The sequence below is a fragment of the Glycomyces sp. NPDC046736 genome, from assembly GCF_040645615.1.
Classification (GTDB): Bacteria; Actinomycetota; Actinomycetes; order Mycobacteriales; family Micromonosporaceae; genus Glycomyces.
The window spans coordinates 1-20723 of sequence record NZ_JBEYYO010000022.1 but is presented as its reverse complement, the minus strand read 5'-3'; the positions used below and the strand labels follow the sequence as shown (position 1 = coordinate 20723).

Sequence of the window (20723 nt, the reverse complement as noted above, 5' to 3'; positions counted from 1 at the left end):
ACATGTTACAGACGGACCGCCGGGGTCACAACGACGGCGGGCAGGCCGTCTCGCTGAAGCGACTCGTCCGGGCGGATCACGAGTTGGAACATCTGGCCCCCTGGGAGCCCTTCGAGAACGAACCGGCCGGACTCGTCGGTAGAGGCGAGTTTCGACCCTTCGGAACTTCTGAGTTCCACCTCATAAATCCCTTCTGGACCTATCCATCCGTCCAGTCGCAACTCACGAAGTGTCGATGGCCGCGGCGTGACCATGACTGTCACCGTTTCGCAGTCGAAGGTAATCGAAGCTGGATCACCCTGCTCCACAGACAGTTCGGTATCGCTTCGAGTCAGTACAAGCGCTGTCGGTCGCGAAATGCTCGCGACTCTGGCGTCAAGAGCGGCCTCGAGTTCGAGGGCGAAGAGCACTCGTTCATTGAGGTCTTCAGGCAATGGGTCATCACGGTGATGCAGCTCGTTGATGACCGCTAGGATCCGCTCGTCGCAGGAGTCGAATGGCCCGTATTCATTCTGGTCCTCGAATTCAGGTCGCATGTTCATCCTGCCCCTCACCTTCACCCCAGGACGGGTCGCCTAGAAGCGCCGCCCTCAATTTGTCCAAGCAACGGCCCCTGGTGGGTCCGATGCTCCCCCTCTTCATGCCCAGTGATTCGGCAATGTATTCATAATCGGGTCGATTCGCCGCAGCCACAATCGCGAGCAGGCGCTTGCAACGTTCGGATTGGGCGAGGAAGGCACGGCGCACCGCCTCCCGTTCGGCATCGCGGACCAAGCCGTCCTCGATACCGTCGATGATCGGCTCCTGGATGTCGATCGGGTCGGCGGCGACCTCTCGTCTCGCGAGCCTGATCTGTTTCCAGGCTTCGCGATTGACCGTCGTCAACATCCATTTGGTCAGTGCCCGAGGTTGATCCAGATCTCTCTCGTTGTGCCACAATCGAAGCCACGCGGTTTGCACCACGTCGGAAGCACTCTCTCGGTCCAGGCCTGCACGACGGGCAGCCCGCCAAAGAAATCCATTGAGCTCTTCAACGAGCGTTCGTTGCGCAGGGCGGTCCCCGGCGCGCGCAGCGAGATAGAGCTGCGCGCGCCGGTCGTAATCCACGGCGGCCACCGAGTGAGCCGAAGTCGCGTTCATGAATTCAGGCTAGCTGCTTCTTCAGCCGTTTCAAGGCCTCGTGGGCACGCATGGACGCCCTGACGGAATCGTCGGACCCGCTCGCTTCCATCTCGACTTCCGCCATGGTGTTCACCAGGAAGGCCGCAGCGAGGGGCGCTGCGAACGAAGTGCCGCTCCACACCGCGAATCCTGAGGAGAAGTCGTCTGGATCATGGCTCTCCCTGTGGCGATCGAGGAATGTGGACTTCGACCGCCGGTCCGGCATTCGCGACCCCTTTGCCTCGCGCGGATACGTGCTCACCAACCCGGCCCCGGTGGCGTAGCACGAGACCCACGGGCCCTCGTTCGAAAACATCGCGATGTGCCGGTTCGGATTCAGAGCTCCGACGCTCAGGATGGGCGCAGCGCGATCCTGCTGCGGGTGCGCCGCGAAGGCCGCAGGATAGAACGGGCGGTCGGAGGACTGATTCCCGGCTGCGGCGATCACAGGAATGCCCAACACTGCGAGGCGTCGCACCGCCTCGCCGATCCAGCCGCCGGGCTGGTCGTTCGGGTTCTCGTCCACATAGCCCATCGCGAGAACGACCACATCGACGCCGACCACGTTGGGCTCCCCCCGGCGAGCGGCCTCTACCTGGTCCGCGACATGGTGCAGGGCCGCGATGACCTCGTGTTCGTACGCCAAGCCGTCGTTGTGGACGACTCGGAGCGAGTACACCTGAACGTCTGGCGACATCTGCCGGAGCAACCCGGTCATGAACGTGCCGTGGCCGAAGTGGCTCGCGACCTCGCCGACGAGCGTCGGCTCGTGCACCGGGCCCTCCCAAGGGTCGTCCAGGGGAATGGCCGGAGAGTCCGAGTGCTCACCGAGCTTGGTCTGGAAGGCATGATCGACGACCACGAAAGTGTCATCACCTTCAGAGCTATCCGAGACGTCGAACGCCGAGTGCTTGGTCGGCACCCCCGTGTCGAGGATCGCCACGCGCATACGCCTGTCGAGCTTCTTGCGGCTGGGCATGGGATTGACCATGTCCACGGGGATGCGACCGAGCGACGCCGATCGTGCATCACCGATGGGCGGTTCACCGCTGCCGATGCCGGAACCGCCGCCTTTTGAGCACACCATCAAGTGCTCCAGGCGAACCTTGTCGAGCAGTCCACCGGGGAGGCCGGATTCGCTCGTGTCGGTGCGCAGCCGTTGGAGCAGTGACCAGGCATCTACGGCTGCCTGGTCGCCGTGTCCGCTTACCACCGGAACTCGGTATGAGCCTTGGCCCGGGACGATCGAGCTTGCCGCTTGGCTCTCAAGCGACATGCCTGTCGGGCGGATCGCTCCTTCGAGCTTCTCTCGAACCTCGGCGTCCCGTATGACCGACTCGTCGACCAGCAGGCGGTCGTATCGATAGATCGTCCCGACAGGGGCCGAGCGGCCCGCCGTGCGGACCACCTGTCCCGGGGCCAGGACCCTGCCGCCGTGGCGGTCCAGCGTCGAGTACGACAGTTCGGGCACGCCGCTCATGTGATCGCGGCGGGGGTTGGGCTTGAGATGGGGTTCGTGGTCGGCGAACACCAATCGCATGGGAGCTCCTCTGCTCGTTGGGGGTCTATGCGGTCGTCCGGGTGAGGAGGGGGATCTTCTCTCGTACGATTCTCCCCACCCGGCGCCGGGCGTGGGGTACACGCCCGCTCCGATAGTCGGGTGGCACTCGGGCTCTGAATGCCGCGATCACCGCCTGGTGGGCGGTTGTCGCGGCGTTCACCTGGGAAGAGACGTGACTTACCGGCCGGATACACGCTTCGTCCGGGTTTCTCGGGTTGGCACGTTCGCACCGGGGGTGAAAATCGGACGGCCGCCCCGTCCCCGGCGGGGAGGAGCGGCCGTGCGGTGTCGGATTCGGTTGGGGCCCTTACTTGGGGGCGGGTTCGTCCTCGTCGGCCTCGGCCTCCGGTTCGTCCCAGGTCTCCAGGTCGAACTCGCCGTCGCGCACGCCCGCCACGAAGGCGTCCCATTCGGCCGGGGTGTAGATGAGGACGTCGCCCTCGGGGTCCTCGGCCATGCGCAGGGCCACCAGGCCGTTGTCGGCGTAGCCGATCTCCAGTGCGGCCGGGGTGCCGTCCTCGTGGGTGGTGCGTTCCCAACGGGCAGTGGCGGTGTCGAACTCGCCTTTGAGCGGGTGCTCACGCTTGGTCATGATGCGAAGCATAAAGGGCCCGAACCTCGCGGTCCAGGCCCCTCACGTCACTCGGCTAGCCCTGGTGCGGGTAGCGGTACTCCGTCGGCGGGACGAAGTTCTCCTTGATCGAGCGCGGGCTGACCCAGCGGACCAGGTTCTGCCAGGACCCGGCCTTGTCGTTGGTGCCCGAGCCGCGCGAGCCGCCGAACGGCTGCTGGCCCACGACCGCGCCCGTGGGCTTGTCGTTGATGTAGTAGTTGCCCGCGGCGTAGCGCAGTTCTTCACTCACACGGGCGATGGCGGCCCGGTCGGTGGCGAAGACCGCGCCGGTGAGCGCGTACGGGGCGATGTCGGCGGCCTGGCGCACGACCGCGTCGAAGTCGGCGTCCTCGTAGACGTAGACGCCGTTGATCGGCCCGAAGTACTCCTCGGAGAACAGCTCGTGGGTCGGGTCGGTGGCCTCGACCAGCGTGGGCTGCACGAAGAAGCCCTGCGAGTCGTCGGCGGTGCCGCCGGTGACCACGGTGGCCTTCGAGTCCCCTCGCAGGCGCTCGAAGAGCGCGGTGTGCTTGGCGAAGGCCCGCTCGTCGATCACCGCGCCGCCGAAGTTGGTGAAGTCGGTGACGTCCCCATAGGTGATGTCCTCGGTCATCCCGACCACGGCGTCCTTGAGGCCCGAGCGCCACAGCGAGGCCGGGACGTAGGTCCGCGACAGCGCCGAGCACTTCTGGCCCTGGTACTCGTACGCGCCGCGCACCATCGCCACGGCGAGCGTCTGGAGGTCGGCGCTCGGGTGGGCGATGATGAAGTCCTTGCCGCCGGTCTCGCCGACCAGGCGCGGGTAGGTGCGGTACCCGGCGATGTTCTCGCCCACCGTCTTCCACAGGTGCTGGAAGGTCTTGGTGGAGCCGGTGAAGTGGATGCCGCCCAGGTCGGGGTCGAGCAGCGCGGCCTCGGAGTGCTCGCCCACGCCGGTGACCATGTTGATGACCCCGGGCGGCAGGCCCGCCTCGAGGAGCACCTGCATCACGAAGTGGGCGGCGAACTGCTGGGTCACCGAGGGCTTCCACACGACCGTGTTGCCCATGAGGGCCGGGGCGGTGGGGAGGTTGCCGGCGATCGCGGTGAAGTTGAACGGGGTGATCGCCAGCACGAACCCGTCGAGCGGGCGGTGGTCCATGCGGTTCCACAGGCCCTTGGAGGAGTTCGGCTGCTGCCGGTAGATCCCCTCGGCGAAGCTGACGTTGAAGCGCAGGAAGTCGATGAGCTCGCACGCGGCGTCGATCTCGGCCTGGGCCGCGGTCTTGGACTGGCCGAGCATCGTGGCGCCGTTGAGCACGTCGCGGTAGGGACCGGAGATGAGCTCGGCGGCGCGCAGGAAGATCGCGGCGCGGTCGGCGAAGCTCGTGCGGATCCAGTCGTGGCGGGCGGCCTTGGCCGCGGCCACCGCGTCGGCCCATTCGGCGGCGGTGGCCTCGCGGGTCACGCCCAGGACGTGCGCCCGGTTGTGCGGCTGGACGACCTTGAGCTCGGCGCCCGCGCCGCGGCGCCATTCGCCGGAGACGTTGAGGTCCAGGTCGAGCTGGGTTCCCGCGAGTTCGGCGAGCTTCTTCTGGAGGCTCTCGCGCTCGGGTGTGCCCGGTGCGTACGAATTGACCGGTTCATTCTCCGGCGTAGGTACCGTAAACAAGGCGTCCATCGCACCCTCCCATTGATTCGATGGCTACTGATGATGAAGGTCTTTGATCAGTAGGTTACAAGACCGTGCTCTCACCCGCCATCCTCGCACAGTTCGCGCCTGGCGACCTGCTGCGATGCGAACAAATCGACGCGCACCGGAAGGCGGGCCACAACCGCGCCTCCGGGCAGGACCCGACCGGCGGCGGTCCGTACGCTGGACCGGTGACGAACTCGCAGGAGACCAAGACCAAGGAAACGCAGCGGGAGGAAGCACCGGCGCGCCAGGCCCCGGCCGAGCCCGGGCGGCCCACGCTCTGGGTCCTCGGCATCGCCGCGCTCGCGGCCCTCGGCGGCGTCGTCTACTCCCTGTACCAGCTCACCGGCATGGCCGACGGCCTCGACGAGACCGGGGTCGTGATCCTGGCGTTCAGCCTGTTCAGCCCCATCATCGTCGCCGCCTACGCCGGGGCCGTGGCGGGCCTGGTCATGACGCGGGTCTTCAAGGGCCCGCGCCGCGCGTTCGCGATGCTCGGCGCCGTCCTCATCGGCATGGTCAGCGGCGTCGTGGCCTACGCGAGCTTCAGCGTCGACCCCGACATCGCACTCGCGGTCGGGCTCGTCATGTTCGGCTCGGCGGTCCTCGGCGGACTGTTCGCGCTGCCCAAACGCAGCGTCACGGTCGCGGCCGGACTCGTCGCCACGCTGCTGCTCCTGGCGTTCATGTTCGGGCGCGGCCTGTTCGAGGCCGCCACCTCGGTGAGCCTGTTCTCCGACCCGCTCGACCAGTACGGCGCCCTCGGCAGCGCGATCCCGTTCGCGGCCGGTCTGGCCTGCGGCCTCGCCGCGTTCGCGTACCTGCGGGCCAAGAAGTCCGGCGTCAAGCTCCTGGGCCACCTCGTGGCGGGTGCGATCCCCGGCGCGATCTGGCTCGTGTCCACCATCGTCGCCCAGATCGGCGTCGAAGTGGTGCTCGGGATCGGGGTCGGCGAACTCGGGCAGCTCGACGCGGCGTTCCTCGCGCTGAGCTTCCAATGGCAGTACAACGGGTCGATGACGGCCCTGTTCGCCGGGGCCCTGTGCGCGGTCCTGGCCTACGGGCTGCTCATCCCAAGGGCCCCGAAAATCAAGCGGGTCAACACGATCGTGTCGTTCCCCGACAAGGATCAGCCCTCGGACAAGACCGCCAAGACTTCCTGAAGCTCCGAGGGCGCGTACCAGTCGAGCACGTTCGCCTCGACCGCGTCCAAGTCCGGTTCCTCGGCCGCCAGCGCCGCGGCCACCGCCGCCGCGCCGCCTGAGTCATCGGCGTGGATCGCCGCGACCCGCTTGCGTTTGACGTCGCCGTCGAAGTCGGCTCCGGTGCCCTCATCGTGCTCGGCAACGCGGTCGCCGGGCACATCGGCCGAGATCACCACGCGCCTGGGAACACCACCGACCAGCAGCGGGAGTGAGGCCATCGCCGCGTAGGCGAACGCCGTGTACTCCAGGTCCTCGTCGTCGGCGCCGGGCGCTTCGCGCCGGAGCCAGGAGGTGACGGTGTGGACCGCCGAGGCCGGCTTGAGCTCGCCGGTCTCGGCCAGGGTCCGCACCATCGCCGCGGTGGCGGGCACATAGACCCGCCGGTCGCCTCTCGCTGTCATGTCCCTATTGTGCGGCCGCGCCGGGAGCGCCGTGGCAGCGCTTGTACTTCTTGCCCGAGCCGCACGGGCACGGCTCGTTGGGGCCGACCTTCTCGGAGTGGCGCTGGCCCGGGTTGGCCTGCTGCGCGGGAGGCGCGGTGGCGGCCTTGCGGGGACCGGCCGAGCGGGCGGACTTGGGGGCGACCTTGGCGGCGCCCTTCTTGCCCGCGCCGGGGGTGCGGCGCACGTCGCGCTTCTGTCCGGCGACCGGCTTGGGCGGGCGCTTGAAGACCGTGCCCTCCTCGTCGGTGGCCTCCATCTGGGCGGTGCCGGTCCCGGCCGCGCCGTCGATGGACGGGGCGGACTGGAGCAGGCGCTCGGGCTTGCGGAGCGGTTCGAGGCCGCGGATCTGGGCCTCGGGCTCGGCGGCCGCGTCGTCCGACTTCTGCTTGAGCTCGGCGTTCATGAGGAACCTGACGGTGTCCTCCTTGATGCCGTCCAGCATGGTCTGGAACATCTCGAACGCTTCTTTTTGGTACTCGATGACCGGGTCGCGCTGCGCGTAGGCGCGGAGGCTGATGCCCTGCTTGAGGTAGTCGACCTCGTAGAGGTGCTCGCGCCACTTGCGGTCGATGGTCTGGAGCAGCACGCGGCGCTCCAGCTTGCGCAGGACCTCCTCGCCGAACTCCTCCTCGCGGGCGGCGTAGACGCCGCGGGCGTCTTCGATGACCGCTTCGAGGAGGTTCTCGGCGTCGAGCTTGTCGAGGCCGCCGACCTTCTTGACGACCTCCTTGTGGGAGACGCGAATCGGGTAGAGCTGCTTGAAGGCGCTCCAGAGCTCGTCGAGGTCCCAGTCGTCGGCGTAGCCCTCGCTGGTGGCGCCCGCGACGTAGGCCTCCAGGACGTCGTCGAGGAAGTGCTCGATCTGCTCGGAGACGTCCTCTCCGTTGAGAACCTTGCGGCGCTCGTCGTAGATGACGGTGCGCTGCTTGTTCATGACCTCGTCGTACTTGAGGACGTTCTTGCGGATCTCGGCGTTGTTGCCCTCGATCTGGGACTGGGCCGACTCGATCTGCTTGGTGACCATCTTGGAGATGATCGGGACGTCGTCGGGGACGCGCAGGCGGTTCATCATGGCGCGCACGGCGTCGGCGTTGAACCGCTTCATCAGGTCGTCGGAGAGCGAGAGGTAGAACCGGGACTCGCCGGGGTCGCCCTGGCGGCCCGCGCGACCGCGCAGCTGGTTGTCGATGCGCCGCGACTCGTGGCGCTCGGTGCCCAGGACGTAGAGCCCGCCCGCGTCCTTGACCTCTTCGGCCTCGGCCTTGGTGGTCTCCTCGAACTTCGCCAGGGCCTCGGCCCACGCGGCGGCGTAGGTCTCCTCCTCGGCCTCGTCGACCCCGCGGTTGCGCAGGTCGGTGGCCGCGAGGTACTCGGGGTTGCCGCCGAGCTGGATGTCGGTGCCTCGACCGGCCATGTTGGTCGCGACGGTGACCGCGCCCTTCTGGCCCGCCTGCGCGATGATGTCGGCTTCCTTGGCGTGGTTCTTGGCGTTGAGCACGTTGTGCGGGATGCCGCGCTTCTTGAGCAGGTGCGCGAGCATCTCGGACTTCTCGACCGAGACGGTGCCGACCAGGACCGGCTGGCCGGTCTCGTGGCGCTCGGCGATGTCGTCGACGACGGCCTGGTACTTGGCCTCTTCGGTCTTGTAGATCACGTCGGACTCGTCGCGGCGGATCATCGGCTTGTTGGTGGGGATCGGGATGACGCCCATGCCGTAGACGTTGTTGAACTCCGAGGCCTCGGTCTGGGCCGTACCGGTGATCCCCGCGATCTTGTCGTACATGCGGAAGTAGTTCTGGAGGGTGGTGGTGGCGAAGGTCTGGTTCTCCTGCTTGATCTCCACCCCTTCCTTCGCCTCGATGGCCTGGTGGATGCCCTCGTTGAAGCGGCGGCCCGGCAGCACGCGGCCGGTGAACTCGTCGACGATGAGGACCTCGTCGCCTTCGGAGACGATGTACTCGCGGTTGCGCTCGAACAGCTCCTGGGCCTTGATCGCGTTGTTGAGGTAACCCACGAGCGGGGTGTTCACCGAGTCGTAGAGGTTCTCGATGCCCAGGCGGTCCTCGACGCGGGCCACCCCGGACTCGGAGATCGCGATGGTGCGCTTGCCCTCGTCCACCTCGTAGTGCTCGTCGCGCTTCATCGAGCGCACGATCTTGGCGAACTCGGAGTACCAGCGCTTGGAGTGCTCGGCGGGGCCGGAGATGATGATCGGGGTCCGGGCCTCGTCGACCAGGATCGAGTCGACCTCGTCGACGAGCGCGAAGTTGTGGCCGCGCTGCACGAGGTTGTCGGCCGAGGAGGTCATGTTGTCGCGCAGGTAGTCGAACGCGAGCTCGTTGTTGGTCGAGTACGTGATGTCGGCCAGGTAGGCCTCGCGGTGCTTGTCCGAGCCCTCGCCGGGCAGGACCACGCCGACGCTCAGGCCGAGGAAGCGGTGGATCTCGCCCATCCACTCCGCGTCGCGTCGCACCAGGTAGTCGTTGACGGTGACCTGGTGGACGCCCTTGCCGGTGAGCCCGTTGAGGTACACCGGGAGGGTGGAGACGAGGGTCTTGCCCTCACCGGTCTTCATCTCGGCGATGTTGCCCTGGTGGAGCGCGGCCCCGCCCATGATCTGGACGTGGTAGTGCCGCATCCCGCGGACGCGCTTGGCGGCCTCGCGAACCGTGGCGAAGGCCTCGGGGAGGAGGTCGTCGGTGGTCTCGCCGTCGGCCAGACGCTCCTTGTACTCGTCGGTCAGGCCGCGGAGCTCCGCGTCCGTCAGCGCCGCGTACTCGTCCTCCAGGGAGTCGACCGCGTCGGCGATGGCGTTGAGCCGCTTCACCGCGCGACCCTCGCCGGCCCGCAGTACCTTCTCGAACAGAGACACGGAAGATCAGCTCCCAGCAACGTCTTGACCAGATCGGGTGGATTTCCCGGCCAATACTACGCGTGGACGCGACTGGCCCCCATCGCAGCCGGTGCGGCACAATCGGTGGCTATGGATCCCGTCACCCTCGAAGCCGACGGCCTGCGACTGGTCGCCTGGGAGGAACGCCACCTGGCCGACCTCACCAAGATCTACGCCGACCCGCTCATCGAGCGGTTCCTGGTGATGCCGCTGCCGTGGAGCAAGTACGCGCGCGACCGGTACGTGGAGACGCAGGAGCGGCGCTGGGCCGCGGGCAACCCGCGCTGGGCGGTCGAGGACGAGACCGGGGCGCTGGTCGGGTCGATGGCGCTCACGAAGTCCTTCCCGTTCGAGATGACCATCACCTACGTGACCGCGCCGTGGGCCCGGGGCCGGGGGGTCGCGCAGCGCGCGATCCGCGCGGCGGCCCGGTTCGGGTTCGAGGCCATGGACTGCAAGCGGATCGCGTGGGACGCCATCGTGGGCAACCACGCCTCGCGCCTGGCCGCGATCCGCGCCGGGTTCACCGTGGAGGGCATCGCCCGCAGCGGGGTGACCCAGCGCGGGGTCTCACGCGACTGCTGGGTGGGCGGGATGCTCCCCGGCGACATCCGCGACGCGGGCGACCCGCCCGCGCACTACGACCTCGCCAAGCGCCAGGCCGGGTTCTTCCTGGCCGACCAGCCGGTCCTGGAGACCGGCGCGGCCGGGCAGCGGCTGCGCCCGCTCCAGGAGAGCGACCTCGACGATCTGGCCGCGACCTGCGCCGAGGACGAGGTGCAGCGGTGGGTGCCGCTGCCGCGCGGGTATACGCGGGCCGACGCCGAGGAGTGGATCGGCGTGGTGCGCTCGCGTTGGGACCGCGGCGATTCGGTGCTGTACGTGATGGCCGACCAGGACGACCGGTACTGCGGTTCGATCGAGCTCATGCTCGGCGGGCGCGAGATCGGCGAGGCCGAGCTGGGCTACTTCACGTCGCCGTGGGCGCGGGGTCGCGGCTGGACCACGGCCGCGGCGCGGGCGCTGTGCCGTCTGGGGTTCAACGATCTCGGCCTGGAGCGGATCGAGTGGCGGGCCGTGGTCGGCAACGACGCGTCCCGGCGGGTCGCCGAGAAGACCGGGTTCAGCATCGAGGGCGTGCGCCGGGGCCTGCGCCACGGCACGGACGGCAGGGTGGACTCGTGGGTCGGCAGCCTGTTCCCGGCCGACCTCGCCTGAATCCTATACGATATAGGATATATCCTATGGGGTCGGTGGTCTGAGGCCGAGCCGGGGCGAAAAGCCGCGCCTGCGAACCTTTCGGGCCCCCAGGCAGTTGACGCACCGCCTCCGACCTGCTTGTCTGAGTGCGTGCATTTCTTCGAACCCGTCGAGACGACGGCGTTCGCGCTGCGTCCGGCCCCCGAGACCCTGAAGATCGACGGCTTCGCGGGCGGGACCTTCCGCCCCGACGTGGCCGCGATGGGCGTCGAGGACGAGGCGGTCTGGGGCGCGCTGTCCTTCGACGAATGGGACGGCGTGGTCGGCGTCCGCTGCTGGGTCGCCCCCGAGCGGCGCGGCAGGCAGATCGCCGCCGCGATGCTGCGCGCCGCCTCGCCCACGCTGTTCACCTCGGGCGCGCGCCGCCTGGAGGCCCGGCCCCCGGTCCGCGACCAGGCCGCGATCCGCGCCGCCTTGAGCGCGGGCTTCCGACCCGACGGCGGGGTGTCGAGGGGCGGGGCCTGGGACGGGACCGACGCCCTGGTGCTCGGGCTGCTGCCCGGGGACGGACCCGGCGCGTTCCCGCGCATACTGCCCGACCTTCCCGGCGGGAGGCTCGAAGACGGCCCGGTGGCGCTGCGGCCGCTCGTCCCCGAGGACTTCGAGGCGCACCTGCGCCACCGCTCGAGCCCCGACGTGTTCGCGGGCGCGGCCCTGCCGCTGCCGCCGAGCGCGGCCGAGGCCCGCGAGGTCTGCGAGTGGCGGGCCGCGGTCGACTGGCTGCGGGGGCACAGCGCCTTGATGGTCATCGACGACGGCACCGGCTACCAGGGCACGATCGGGCTCTACCAGGTAGCGAGGGTCACCGGGATCGGGATGATCGGCTACGACCTGCGCCCGGAGGCCCGCGGGAAGGGCTACGCGACTCGGGCGGTGCGCCTGGTGCGGGCCTGGGCGTTCGCGCAGGTCGGTCTCGACCGGGTCTGGGCGGGAACCGACATCCACAACACCGCGTCCCAGGCCGTCCTCAGAAGGGCCGGATTCCGCCTCGAAGGCCTCGAAAGGGGCGGTCTGCCGACACTCACGGGCAGGAGACGGGACACATTGGTGTGGGCTGCGCTAAGTAGCGATTGACGTGCAACCCGAAAGGCCTGCCTGGGCGTCGAAGATATAGTGATCTCGTCACTTCGCCTTGTGGAGGAACCCCCTTTGAAGCTCATGCCCGCGCGTGCTCTGGCGGTGCTGTCCCTGGTGCTCGTCATGGGAGCCTGCGGCGCACCCCAGACCGGCACGTTCACGCCCGCTCCGATCGTCCCGGTGGTCGCGCTCGACGCGATCGAAGACCAGGACCCGACCGCGCCGTTCACCCTGTCCGTGGTGGACGGCATCCTCGAAGAGGTCAACGTGACCTCCGACCGCTCCGAGACCATCGAGGGCGACTTCTCCTCCGACCTGACCAGCTGGACCTCCAGCGGCATCCTCAACGCCGGTTCGACGCACACCGTCGTGGCCAAGGCCGTCAGCTCGGACGGCACCGTGACCGAGTTCGAGCAGCAGTTCACCACCGAGGCCCGTGAGGGCTCCGGTTTCGAGGTCGTCGACGTGACCCCCGTCGTCGAAGGCGAAGAGGTCGGCGTCGGCGCGCCGATCATCGTGAACTTCTCCGAGAGCGCCCCCGACCGCGCCGAGGTCGAGCGCCACCTGATCGTCGAGTCCGAGAAGGGCCACGAGGGCGCGTGGCACTGGATCAGCGACACCCAGGTCATCTACCGCACCAAGGAGTACTGGGAGCCGCACCAGACGGTGACCTTCACCGCGCAGTTCGCCGGTGAGCACCTCGGCGAGGACACCTGGGGCGGCGAGGACTACACCGCCGAGATGGTCATCGGCGAGTCGCAGGTCTCCCTGGTGGACCTGAACGCGCACACCATGACCGTGGAGATCGACGGCGAGGTCGCCAAGGTCCTCCAGATCAGCGGCGGCTCCGGCGCCGAGTGGGAGTACTACACCGCCACCGGCGTGCACCTGGTGATGGAGAAGTTCGCCGACAAGACGATGGTCTCCCCCGGCCGCGAAGAGGGCGACGAGGGCTACTACTCGACCGACGTCAAGTGGGCCACCCGCATCAACTCTTCGGGCGAGTTCGTCCACGGCGCGCCGTGGAACAACCAGCTCGGCTCGGCGAACCTCTCGCACGGCTGCGTCAACGCCAGCGACGCCGACGCCAAGTGGTTCTACGAGATCGCCCAGCGCGGCGACCCGGTCGACGTGATCGGCTCCCCGCGCGAGATGCCGTGGAACAACGGCTGGGGCTTCTGGATCATGTCCTGGGAAGAGTGGCAGGAGGGTTCGGCGCTCTAGCGTCGACCTGAAGTGACGTCAAGACCGCGGCCCCGGGCTCTCGCCCGGGGCCGCGGCCGATCCGGATACCACCCCTCAATGCATCCAGACCGTGGGAGTGTGGCGTTGCGCCCCTGAGCGGGGCGCGGCTGTCTAGAGGTCGAGTCGCAGGAGCCCGTAGTCGAAGGCCCTGCGGCGGTAGACGACGGACGGGCGTCCGCTCTCCTTGTCGTGGAACAGGTAGAAGTCGTGGCCGACCAGCTCCATGTTCTGGAGCGCGTCGTCGACGGTCATCGGCTCGCCCGGGTGGATCTTCTCGCGCACGATGCGGCCGGGAAGGTGCTCTTCGACCAGGCCCTCGTAGTGGTCGACGTCCTCGGACACGAATCGGGCCGCGGCCCGCTCGGTCCCCTCGCGCTCGGCCAGGAGCGTGCCCGCGGGGCCGCGTCCGTTGCCGTTCGAGGTCGCCTCGGCCACCGACATCGGCGTCTTGGAGCCGCCGCGGTGGATGCGCTTGCGATCGGAGGTCTTGCGGAGCTGGTGGCCGAGCTTGGTGACGGCCAGTTCGAACGCGGACCGGAAGTCTCCGGCGCAGGCCTCGGCGCGGATGACCGTCCCCTTGGGACGGCACGTGATCTCTACGCGCTGCGCGTGATCGGCCTGCCGGGGGTTGGGCTCGTGATAGAGCTCGACGTCGATGGCGATCGCCTCCCCGTCGTACCGGGCGAGGTACTTGGCGATCTTGGATTCGATCTTCTCCGCTACGAGCTCGCGGTAGTGGTCGGGAACCTCCACGTTGCGGCCCTTGACGACGATGTCCACCTCTGAACCTCCCAGATGCATCCCGCGCGAGTGCGGCGGCGATGCTGACGTAGTTGTTGCTGGGTCCGGAGCCGAAGTTCCGGTACGGCGGATGGAGTGACCTCCTCTCACGGAAGGGACGACATGGGATCCGGAACGCCCTGCGGGAGTTCACTTTCGGTCAAGCGATAGTCCACCTGGCCTCAGCCGTCTCGTTACCGATCTGAGATTTTGAGACTATCCCCTCGATCACTGAAAGTCGACCCTTCGGCTACGGGAATTCTCCAATGCGGCGAGGTGCGCGCGTGCGAATTCCGGCGTACTCGAAATAACTCTTCGCATTCATGGGCGAACCGTCGACTTCCCGTCTGTCGGCTACTTGACACACCGAGAGGTACCCAATCGGGCGCCTCACCAACCACACCCGCATCACGCTGCGGCGATGGCGATCGCGGCCCGCACGCGCACGCCTGACGCGTCGAGGGCCTCGGCGGCGGCCGCGAGCGTCGCTCCGGTGGTGACGATGTCGTCCACGAGGATCGCGGATCTGCCCGAGGCCGCGAGCGCTCCGGCTCGGGCCGGGACGGCGCGGAGGCTCTCGCGGGCGGCGAGGGCCCGCTCCGGCGGCGTCAGGCCCACCGAGTCGGGACGGGGCCGCGCGCGCAGGCACGGCCGCAGGTCCCCCAGGCCCAGGCACGCGGCGGCCACGTGGTCGAAGCCGCGGGCGCGGCGGGCCGCGCCGGTGGACGGGATCGGGACGAGCACCGCGCCGGAGACTTCAGACGCGACGACGGCGAGGGCCCTGGCCAGGAGCGCGGCGAAGGCCGGGGCGAGTTCACGGCGGCCGCGTTCCTTGTACTCGTTGAGGGCCTCGGCCAGAGCGCCCGCGTAGGGCCCCGCGGCCACGGTGGGCGGTGAGGCGGCCTGCGGAGCGGCCAGGACGGGCCGCATGGCGGCGAGTTCGGCGTCGCAGCCGGTGCACAGACCGAAGCCCGCCGCCGGCGCGCTCCGGCAGGAGGCGCAGGCGGCGGGCAGGAACAGTTCCCTGGCGCCTTCGATGAGTCTCATACGGGACTAACGAGGGTCGGGACCGGCGGTGACCGCCCGGCGGCCCCGAAGGTCCCGGGCGGTGGTCGCGGCACCTCGGATGCGAGGCCCCGTCCACCGTCCGGGTCCAGGCTCAGGCCCGGAGGGTGACCGCCGGGGGGATGCGGCTGGCGCGCCAGGCCGGGTAGACCCCGGCCACGACCCCGACGACCGCGCCGATGACCGGTCCGGCCGCGAACAGGGCCGGGTCGAACACGATCTGCCAGTCGCGGAAGAGCGAGACGGCCGCGGTGACGTTGACGCCCAGGACCGTGCCGAAGAGCCCGCCGATGAGTCCGATGAGCGTGGACTCCCACACGAACTGCATCGCCACCGCCCGTCTGGCGGCCCCGACCGCGCGCCGCAGCCCGATCTCGGAGCGGCGCTCCATGACCGAGACGAGGGCGGTGTTGGAGACCGAGACCGCGCCGATGACGAGCGAGACGGCCGCGAGGCCCAGCAGGAGGGCCTGCATCTCGTTCTCGACGCCCTTGCGGAAGGAGCGGAGGTCGGAGGGCTTGGAGACCGAGAGGTTGTCGGCCCCTTCGGGGAAGACCGCGGTGGGGGCGGTGTCGGCGACCTTGTCGGCCGCGCCGAGGTCGGTGCGGATGAACACCTGCGCGGCCCCGTACTCCTTGTCGGCGGCGGTGCAGGGGGTCGGGGGGATGATGACCGCGCCGGTGAGCTTGGCTTCGCCTTCGGGGGCCTTGTAGATGCCCACGAGCGCGTAGCCCTCGCCGCCCAGGTAGATCATGGGCCCGCCGTCGAGCGAGGAGTAGCCCAGGTCGCGGGCGGCCGACTCGTCGACGATCGCGACGCGGTCGTCGCGGGCGACGTGCCCGGCGTCGAAGGACGCGCCTTGGGTGAACTCGAAGCCGTAGGCGTCCATCGCGCCCGGTTCCATGCCGAAGACCGGCACGGCGCGGACGTAGTCCTGGGTGGCGGTGCGCGAGGCGTCGATGTCCTCGCCCGAGGCGCAGAAGATCCCGGCGTTCGCGACCCCGTTGATGCCGCGGACGCGTTCGGAGGCCTCCAGGTCGGGGGCGTATCCGGCGTCGCGCATCGAGTTGGAGAACGAGATGGTGACCTGGGTGGCCTCGGTGGCGTCGAAGCGCTCGGCGATCGCGGCGGCCGAAGTGGACGAGAGCCCGACGGTGGCGACCGTGGCGGCGATGCCCAAGGCGATGCCGATCGCGGTCATCCAGGTGCGCATCGAGCGCCCGCGCAGGGACTGGAACGCCTCGTAGGCGATGCCCATGCTGCGGATGCCGAAGCGGCCCGGGGCCTTCGGAATGTCCTTCGCGGCCTGCTTCGAGGCGGCGCGCTCGGCTTTGGCGGCCCGTTTGGCGGCCTTGCGGGCCGCGCGGCCGGTGGGCTCCTCGGCATCGCCGTCGCCCGATGCGTCCGGTGAGACGTATTCGAGCAGTTCGGTGTCAGTCTCCGGCTCGCGGCGCTTGCGTGCCATCAGCCGTTGCCCCGGTCGCGCCAGGCGATCACGACCTTGTCGCCCTCGGCGAGCTCGCCGTCGACGGGCTCGACCACACCGCGGCCTTCGTGGCGCAGGGTCACGTTGACCTCGACGTGCCGCTCGGTCTCCTTCTCGCCTTCGAGGACGGTGATCATGGTCCGGTCCTCGGCGTCCGTCCACAGTGCCGAGAGCGGCACGATGAGCGCGTCCTCGGCGGAGCGGGCGAGCACGAGGGTGACCTTCTGCTTCTCGCCGGGGGCGAGGTCGTCGGCCTCTTCGATGACCTTCTTGTCGAACGCGAAGACCGCGAAGGTCTTCTCCACCATCGGGGTCTCGCCTTCGCCCCAGCGGTCTGCTTCGCCCTCGACCTCGCGGGTCTCGAGCTCGAACTCGCCGACCGGCAGGCCCTGGAAGGGGCCGGAGCCGAATTCGAGTTCGGCGTCGGCACCGAGCTTGGAGAGCTCCGAGGCGGTGGCGTCGGGGAGTTCGGCCTCCAGTTTCCAGTCGCCCGAGGCGAGGACCATCACCGGTTCCTCGGACGAGAGCGGCGCGGACTGCTTGGCGTTGATCTTGCCCACCTGCATGGGCAGGTCGGGCAGGAACACGACCTCGGAGGCCGGCAGAGCGCCGCGGACGACCGTGGACGTCTGCGCGCCGCCGGTGTTCCCCTCGGACTCGGCGTCGTCGCCGGTGTCCACGAAACCTTCGTCGTCGTCCGAGGTGTCGTCCTGGACGACCTCCTCGGTGGTGGCCCGGGTGTACCCGGCGTGGTCGTAGAGCTTCTTCAGGTCCGAGGCCGTGCGCGAGTCGAACGTGCCGGTCTTGGGCGTCCCGTAGATCTGCTGGAGCGCCAACTGGAGCTGTTCGACGTCGGGGCCGGTGTCGCCTTCCTGCAAGTCGCGGTAGGCGGGCACGTCGCCCTCCAGGGCGATCATCGGGCGGCCGGAGACTTCGAGCAAGACCGTCCCGGCCTTGACCTCGTCGCCGACCTTGAGCGGGATCTTCGAGGCCAGCGCGGTCTCGATCCCCTCGGGCGCCGAGGGCGCGGGGACCTTGAAGTCCCCGGTCCGGTCGAGCACCGCGTCGAAGTCGATCGTCTCGATCAGCTGGTCCTGGTCGACCCGGACGCTGATGACGGAGTCGTCGGGTTCGCTCGTCTCCTCGGCGCGCTGCGCCGGGGTTCGGGCCTGCGCCGCGAAGTACCAGGCGGTGACTGTCGCGCCCAGTAGCGCGACGGCGAGCACCCCGCTGACGACATGGCTTTTCGTGAGCCGCATGTTTGTGTCCTCCTCCGCCCCCAAGACGCGTGGAGGGAAGGGTGGAGTTGCGACCGAATCGTCTCGATTCGGTAACGGCCTCAGTTGTTCAGGCCCACGGACTTCATACGGTCCTGGTGCGCGCGGGTGAGGCGGCGCAGGAGCGCGTCGAGGGTGCCCTCGCCGCCGACGATGAGCGCGGTGAGGCGTTCGTTGGCAGCGGCGACCCCTTGGGCGCGGTTGATGCCCTCGCCGACCAGGCGGCGGGCCCACAGCGAGAGGCGGCCGGTGACGGAGGGGTCGGCCTCGACGGCGGCACGGAGCTCCTCGGCGGCGAGGTCGGCGGCGCCGGTCTCGGCGAGCACGGTCTCGATGAGGGCGCGGTCGCCCGCTTCGAGCCCTTCGGCCACGGCGCGGAAGAAGTCGTCGGCGACCGCGTCGCCGAGGTAGACCTTGACCAGGGCTTCGAGCCAGTCGCGGGGCGAGGTGGAGGCGTCGAAGGAGCGGAAGGCCTCCTTGAACGGGGCCATGGCCTCGGCGGGGTCGGCGCCGAGCTCGGTCAGGCGGTCGGCGAGGGCCCGGTAGTTGCGAATCTCACCCACGGCCGCTTCGGAGAGCGCGGCGCGGCGGCCGAGGTCGGGGGCCAGTCGGGCGTCGAAGACCATCCGCTCGAAGGCGAGGAGTTCGCCGAGGGCAAGCAGCCCAAGGAGATCGATGACGGACTCACGGCCGGGGGCCGGTGCGGAGGGGGCCTGCGCTGCGGCGGGTTCAGTAGTCTCGGACACCGGGGCAGGTTACCACTGGCCCGGAGTGGCCTTCGCCTTCACGGGCTTGTCGCCAACCGGACGTTGCGAGACGTCTTCGCAGGCCAGGACCCACACGAACGGGTGAGTCCGCCCGCATGGAGGCCCCGGTCGCAGCGGCACAGCGAGACGATCGGGTCCGGGGAGCGTACGATGGACAGGAGCGACCGCTGCCACCAGGTGGCGTTCCCCTTGTGAAACCGGCGGGCCGAGGCCCCCGGAGTTCGACATTGCGAATGCGGTCCTCACGCGGTGTCGGCGCCTCGCGCCGATCCGCTCCTGCGAAGCGGCGACTCTCCGAATCCGGCGGTCGTCGCCGCTGTGTAACGAGACATGATGTGGCGCCGAGTTCCCCGGATCTGGTGACGTCCTCCGCCACGAGGTGAACAGAGTGAACGAAGTGAACAACGACCGGCCCCAGAACGACGGGCCGACTTTCGCGGCCCTGGGCATTCGAGAAGAGACCGTCGAAGCGCTTGCGGCGCTTGGCATCGAGCGGGCCTTCGCGATCCAGGAGTACGCGATTCCGATCGCACTGCGCGGCTCGGACATCATCGGCCGCGCCCCCACCGGCACCGGCAAGACCTTCGGGTTCGGCCTGCCGATCATCGACCAGATCACCTCCGCCGAGGAGGGCGCGAGCGGCAAGCCGCAGGCGCTGATCCTGGTCCCGACCCGCGAGCTGGGCCTCCAGGTGGCCCGGGACCTCGAGGACGCGGGCAAGACCCGCTCGATCCGGGTCCTGCCGATCTACGGCGGCCGCGCCTACGAGCCCCAGGTCGAGGCGCTGCGCTCGGGCGTCGACATCATCGTCGGCACCCCCGGGCGGCTGCTCGACCTCTACAAGTCGAAGCACATCAAGCTCGACGAGATCGCGCACTGCGTGCTCGACGAGGCCGACCGGATGCTCGACCTCGGGTTCTCCGAGGACGTCGAGAAGATCCTCAAGCTGCTGCCGACGCAGCGTCAGACGATGCTGTTCTCGGCGACCATGCCCGACACGATCATGTCGCTGTCGAGGCGCCACATGCACCGGCCCATGACCGTGGCCGCCGACGTGAGCGCCCCGGACCTGGAGGCCGCGAACAACACGCGCCAGCTGGTCTACATGACGCACGCGATGAACAAGGCCGAGGTCACCGCCCGGGTCCTCCAGGCGCGCGAGCGCGGCCTGACGATCATCTTCTGCCGCACCAAGCGCGCGGCCCAGAAGCTCTCGGACGAGCTCGACTTCCGCGGGTTCGCGGTGGGCTCGGTCCACGGCGACCTGGGTCAGAACGCGCGCGAGCGGGCCCTGCGGGCGTTCCGCTCGGGGAAGATCGACGTGCTGGTGGCGACGGACGTGGCCGCGCGCGGCATCGACGTCCCCGACATCACGCACGTGATCAACTACGACGCGCCCGAAGAGGCCGAGACCTACGTGCACCGCATCGGCCGCACCGGCCGCGCGGGCGCGACGGGCATCGCGGTCACGTTCCTCACTTGGGAGGACGTGCCGCGCTGGAAGATCATCGTCAAGGCCAACAACCTGGATCTCGGCGATCCTCTGGAGACCTACCACACCTCCGACCACCTGTACTCCGACCTCGACATCCCCGAGGGCGCTCCGGCCTCGCTTCCCAGCGAGCTGCGCAAGAGGGACGGCCTGAGCGCCGAGCGCGAGGAGAACGTCGAAGGCGAGGCCCGCAAGAAGGGCCGCGGCCGCGGCGGCAACCGCGGCGGCAACCGCGGTGGCGGCCGAGGCGGCGACAGGCGCGGCTCGGATCGTCAGCGAGGTGAGCGCAGGCCGGACCGCGAAGGCGGCAGGTCGGGCGGTCGCGGAAACGACAGCCGGAACGACGGTCGCGGAAACGACGCGAGCGGCTCCAGCGTCCGCGACGCGGACGCCGCGGGCGGCGAAGCGCCCCCCAGGACCCGCCAGCGCCGCCGCCGCCGCGTGGAAGCCGACGCCTCCCCCGAGGCCACGGCCCCCCGCCAGCAAGCGGCCCAAGACCCGGCCCCGGCCACAGCCCCCACGGCAGACGGCGAGGCCCCGGCCCGCCGCCGCCGCAGGCGCCGCCGCCCAACCGGAGAAAACGACCGCCCGTCAACCGACGGCTAGCAAGCAACGGGAGCGGCCCTCGAATCCTTTGGATTCGGACAGCTGCTCCGCGACGCCCTGGGCGACCAGCTGCGCATCGATGTCGGGGTTCTTGACCTCGATGATGTTCAGCTGGAC

The 20723-nt window shown here is 69.3% G+C and carries 17 protein-coding genes and 1 pseudogene; 5 read left to right on the top strand and 13 right to left on the bottom strand.

Features of this window, described 5'->3' with window-relative positions:
• Positions 1–5 precede the first annotated feature (5 nt).
• The 5 genes from AB0B28_RS19530 to pruA form a co-directional block, all read right to left on the bottom strand.
• The gene (locus tag AB0B28_RS19530; RefSeq protein ID WP_360123240.1) at positions 6–536 is read right to left on the bottom strand and encodes a carboxypeptidase regulatory-like domain-containing protein; all 531 of its coding nucleotides are present in this window, start codon (positions 534–536) and stop codon (positions 6–8) included.
• Complete coding sequence (locus AB0B28_RS19525) at positions 526–1140, bottom strand: sigma-70 family RNA polymerase sigma factor (RefSeq protein WP_360123237.1); 615 nt, start codon at positions 1138–1140, stop codon at positions 526–528. Before AB0B28_RS19525 ends, AB0B28_RS19530 begins: the two co-directional genes overlap by 11 nt.
• 4 nt (positions 1141–1144) lie before the next feature.
• Complete coding sequence (locus tag AB0B28_RS19520; RefSeq protein ID WP_360123234.1) at positions 1145–2701, bottom strand: S8/S53 family peptidase; 1557 nt, start codon at positions 2699–2701, stop codon at positions 1145–1147.
• Positions 2702–3029: 328 nt separating this feature from the next.
• Positions 3030–3314: a DUF397 domain-containing protein gene (locus AB0B28_RS19515; RefSeq protein WP_360123231.1), complete on the bottom strand. Its 285-nt coding sequence runs from the start codon at positions 3312–3314 to the stop codon at positions 3030–3032.
• 55 nt (positions 3315–3369) lie between these two features.
• Positions 3370–4995, bottom strand: a complete 1626-nt coding sequence (gene pruA / locus AB0B28_RS19510) for an L-glutamate gamma-semialdehyde dehydrogenase (RefSeq protein WP_360123228.1) — start codon at positions 4993–4995, stop codon at positions 3370–3372.
• A gap of 203 nt (positions 4996–5198) precedes the next feature.
• Here pruA and AB0B28_RS19505 point away from each other — a divergent pair, with 203 nt between their 5' ends.
• A complete protein-coding gene (locus tag AB0B28_RS19505) occupies positions 5199–6173 on the top strand; it encodes a hypothetical protein (RefSeq protein WP_360123225.1) in 975 nt (324 codons plus the stop codon).
• Here AB0B28_RS19505 and AB0B28_RS19500 read toward each other — a convergent pair.
• Positions 6140–6616: a hypothetical protein gene (locus tag AB0B28_RS19500; protein WP_360123222.1), complete on the bottom strand. Its 477-nt coding sequence runs from the start codon at positions 6614–6616 to the stop codon at positions 6140–6142. The genes AB0B28_RS19505 and AB0B28_RS19500 overlap by 34 nt on opposite strands.
• Positions 6617–6620: 4 nt before the next feature.
• Positions 6621–9530, bottom strand: coding sequence for a preprotein translocase subunit SecA (gene secA, locus AB0B28_RS19495; RefSeq protein WP_360123219.1), 2910 nt, complete (start codon positions 9528–9530; stop codon positions 6621–6623).
• 111 nt (positions 9531–9641) lie between these two features.
• On the opposite strand from secA, the gene AB0B28_RS19490 reads away from it, so the two are divergent.
• The 3 genes from AB0B28_RS19490 (at position 9642) to AB0B28_RS19480 (ending at position 13112) form a co-directional block, all read left to right on the top strand.
• Complete coding sequence (locus AB0B28_RS19490) at positions 9642–10769, top strand: GNAT family N-acetyltransferase (protein ID WP_360123216.1); 1128 nt, start codon at positions 9642–9644, stop codon at positions 10767–10769.
• Between the two features lie 132 nt (positions 10770–10901).
• On the top strand, positions 10902–11885 hold the full coding sequence (locus tag AB0B28_RS19485) for a GNAT family N-acetyltransferase (protein WP_360123213.1): 984 nt from the start codon (positions 10902–10904) through the stop codon (positions 11883–11885).
• Between the two features lie 84 nt (positions 11886–11969).
• Positions 11970–13112 carry an Ig-like domain-containing protein gene (locus tag AB0B28_RS19480; RefSeq protein WP_360123442.1) on the top strand — a complete coding sequence of 381 codons (1143 nt, stop codon included), beginning with the start codon at positions 11970–11972 and terminating at the stop codon, positions 13110–13112.
• Between the two features lie 132 nt (positions 13113–13244).
• Here the strand turns inward: AB0B28_RS19480 and raiA are convergent, their stop codons facing one another.
• The 5 genes from raiA to AB0B28_RS19455 all read right to left on the bottom strand — a co-directional run bounded on the left by raiA (position 13245) and on the right by AB0B28_RS19455 (position 18487).
• Positions 13245–13913, bottom strand: coding sequence for a ribosome-associated translation inhibitor RaiA (gene raiA, locus AB0B28_RS19475; protein ID WP_360123210.1), 669 nt, complete (start codon positions 13911–13913; stop codon positions 13245–13247).
• A gap of 408 nt (positions 13914–14321) precedes the next feature.
• A complete protein-coding gene (locus AB0B28_RS19470) occupies positions 14322–14960 on the bottom strand; it encodes a phosphoribosyltransferase family protein (RefSeq protein ID WP_360123207.1) in 639 nt (212 codons plus the stop codon).
• A 112-nt stretch (positions 14961–15072) separates the two neighbouring features.
• Positions 15073–16443, bottom strand: a complete 1371-nt coding sequence (locus AB0B28_RS19465) for an ABC transporter permease (protein WP_360123204.1) — start codon at positions 16441–16443, stop codon at positions 15073–15075.
• Positions 16443–17723 carry a hypothetical protein gene (locus AB0B28_RS19460; protein ID WP_360123200.1) on the bottom strand — a complete coding sequence of 427 codons (1281 nt, stop codon included), beginning with the start codon at positions 17721–17723 and terminating at the stop codon, positions 16443–16445. Before AB0B28_RS19460 ends, AB0B28_RS19465 begins: the two co-directional genes overlap by 1 nt.
• Before the next feature lie 80 nt (positions 17724–17803).
• Positions 17804–18487: a ferritin-like fold-containing protein gene (locus AB0B28_RS19455; protein WP_360123197.1), complete on the bottom strand. Its 684-nt coding sequence runs from the start codon at positions 18485–18487 to the stop codon at positions 17804–17806.
• 409 nt (positions 18488–18896) lie between these two features.
• On the opposite strand from AB0B28_RS19455, the gene AB0B28_RS19450 reads away from it, so the two are divergent.
• Positions 18897–20606: a DEAD/DEAH box helicase gene (locus AB0B28_RS19450; protein WP_360123194.1), complete on the top strand. Its 1710-nt coding sequence runs from the start codon at positions 18897–18899 to the stop codon at positions 20604–20606.
• A gap of 36 nt (positions 20607–20642) precedes the next feature.
• Here the strand turns inward: AB0B28_RS19450 and AB0B28_RS19445 are convergent.
• Positions 20643–20723 (bottom strand): annotated as a pseudogene (locus AB0B28_RS19445) (30S ribosomal protein S3); the annotation flags it as partial.

Coding starts and splice junctions, on each gene's coding strand:
- AB0B28_RS19530 (WP_360123240.1), bottom strand. CDS start 536: ATGCGACCTGAATTCGAGGACCAGAATGAATACGGGCCATTCGACTCC.
- AB0B28_RS19525 (WP_360123237.1), bottom strand. CDS start 1,140: ATGAACGCGACTTCGGCTCACTCGGTGGCCGCCGTGGATTACGACCGG.
- AB0B28_RS19520 (WP_360123234.1), bottom strand. CDS start 2,701: ATGCGATTGGTGTTCGCCGACCACGAACCCCATCTCAAGCCCAACCCC.
- AB0B28_RS19515 (WP_360123231.1), bottom strand. CDS start 3,314: ATGACCAAGCGTGAGCACCCGCTCAAAGGCGAGTTCGACACCGCCACT.
- pruA (WP_360123228.1), bottom strand. CDS start 4,995: ATGGACGCCTTGTTTACGGTACCTACGCCGGAGAATGAACCGGTCAAT.
- AB0B28_RS19500 (WP_360123222.1), bottom strand. CDS start 6,616: ATGACAGCGAGAGGCGACCGGCGGGTCTATGTGCCCGCCACCGCGGCG.
- AB0B28_RS19490 (WP_360123216.1), top strand. CDS start 9,642: ATGGATCCCGTCACCCTCGAAGCCGACGGCCTGCGACTGGTCGCCTGG.
- AB0B28_RS19480 (WP_360123442.1), top strand. CDS start 11,970: ATGCCCGCGCGTGCTCTGGCGGTGCTGTCCCTGGTGCTCGTCATGGGA.
- AB0B28_RS19470 (WP_360123207.1), bottom strand. CDS start 14,960: ATGAGACTCATCGAAGGCGCCAGGGAACTGTTCCTGCCCGCCGCCTGC.
- AB0B28_RS19465 (WP_360123204.1), bottom strand. CDS start 16,443: ATGGCACGCAAGCGCCGCGAGCCGGAGACTGACACCGAACTGCTCGAA.
- AB0B28_RS19460 (WP_360123200.1), bottom strand. CDS start 17,723: ATGCGGCTCACGAAAAGCCATGTCGTCAGCGGGGTGCTCGCCGTCGCG.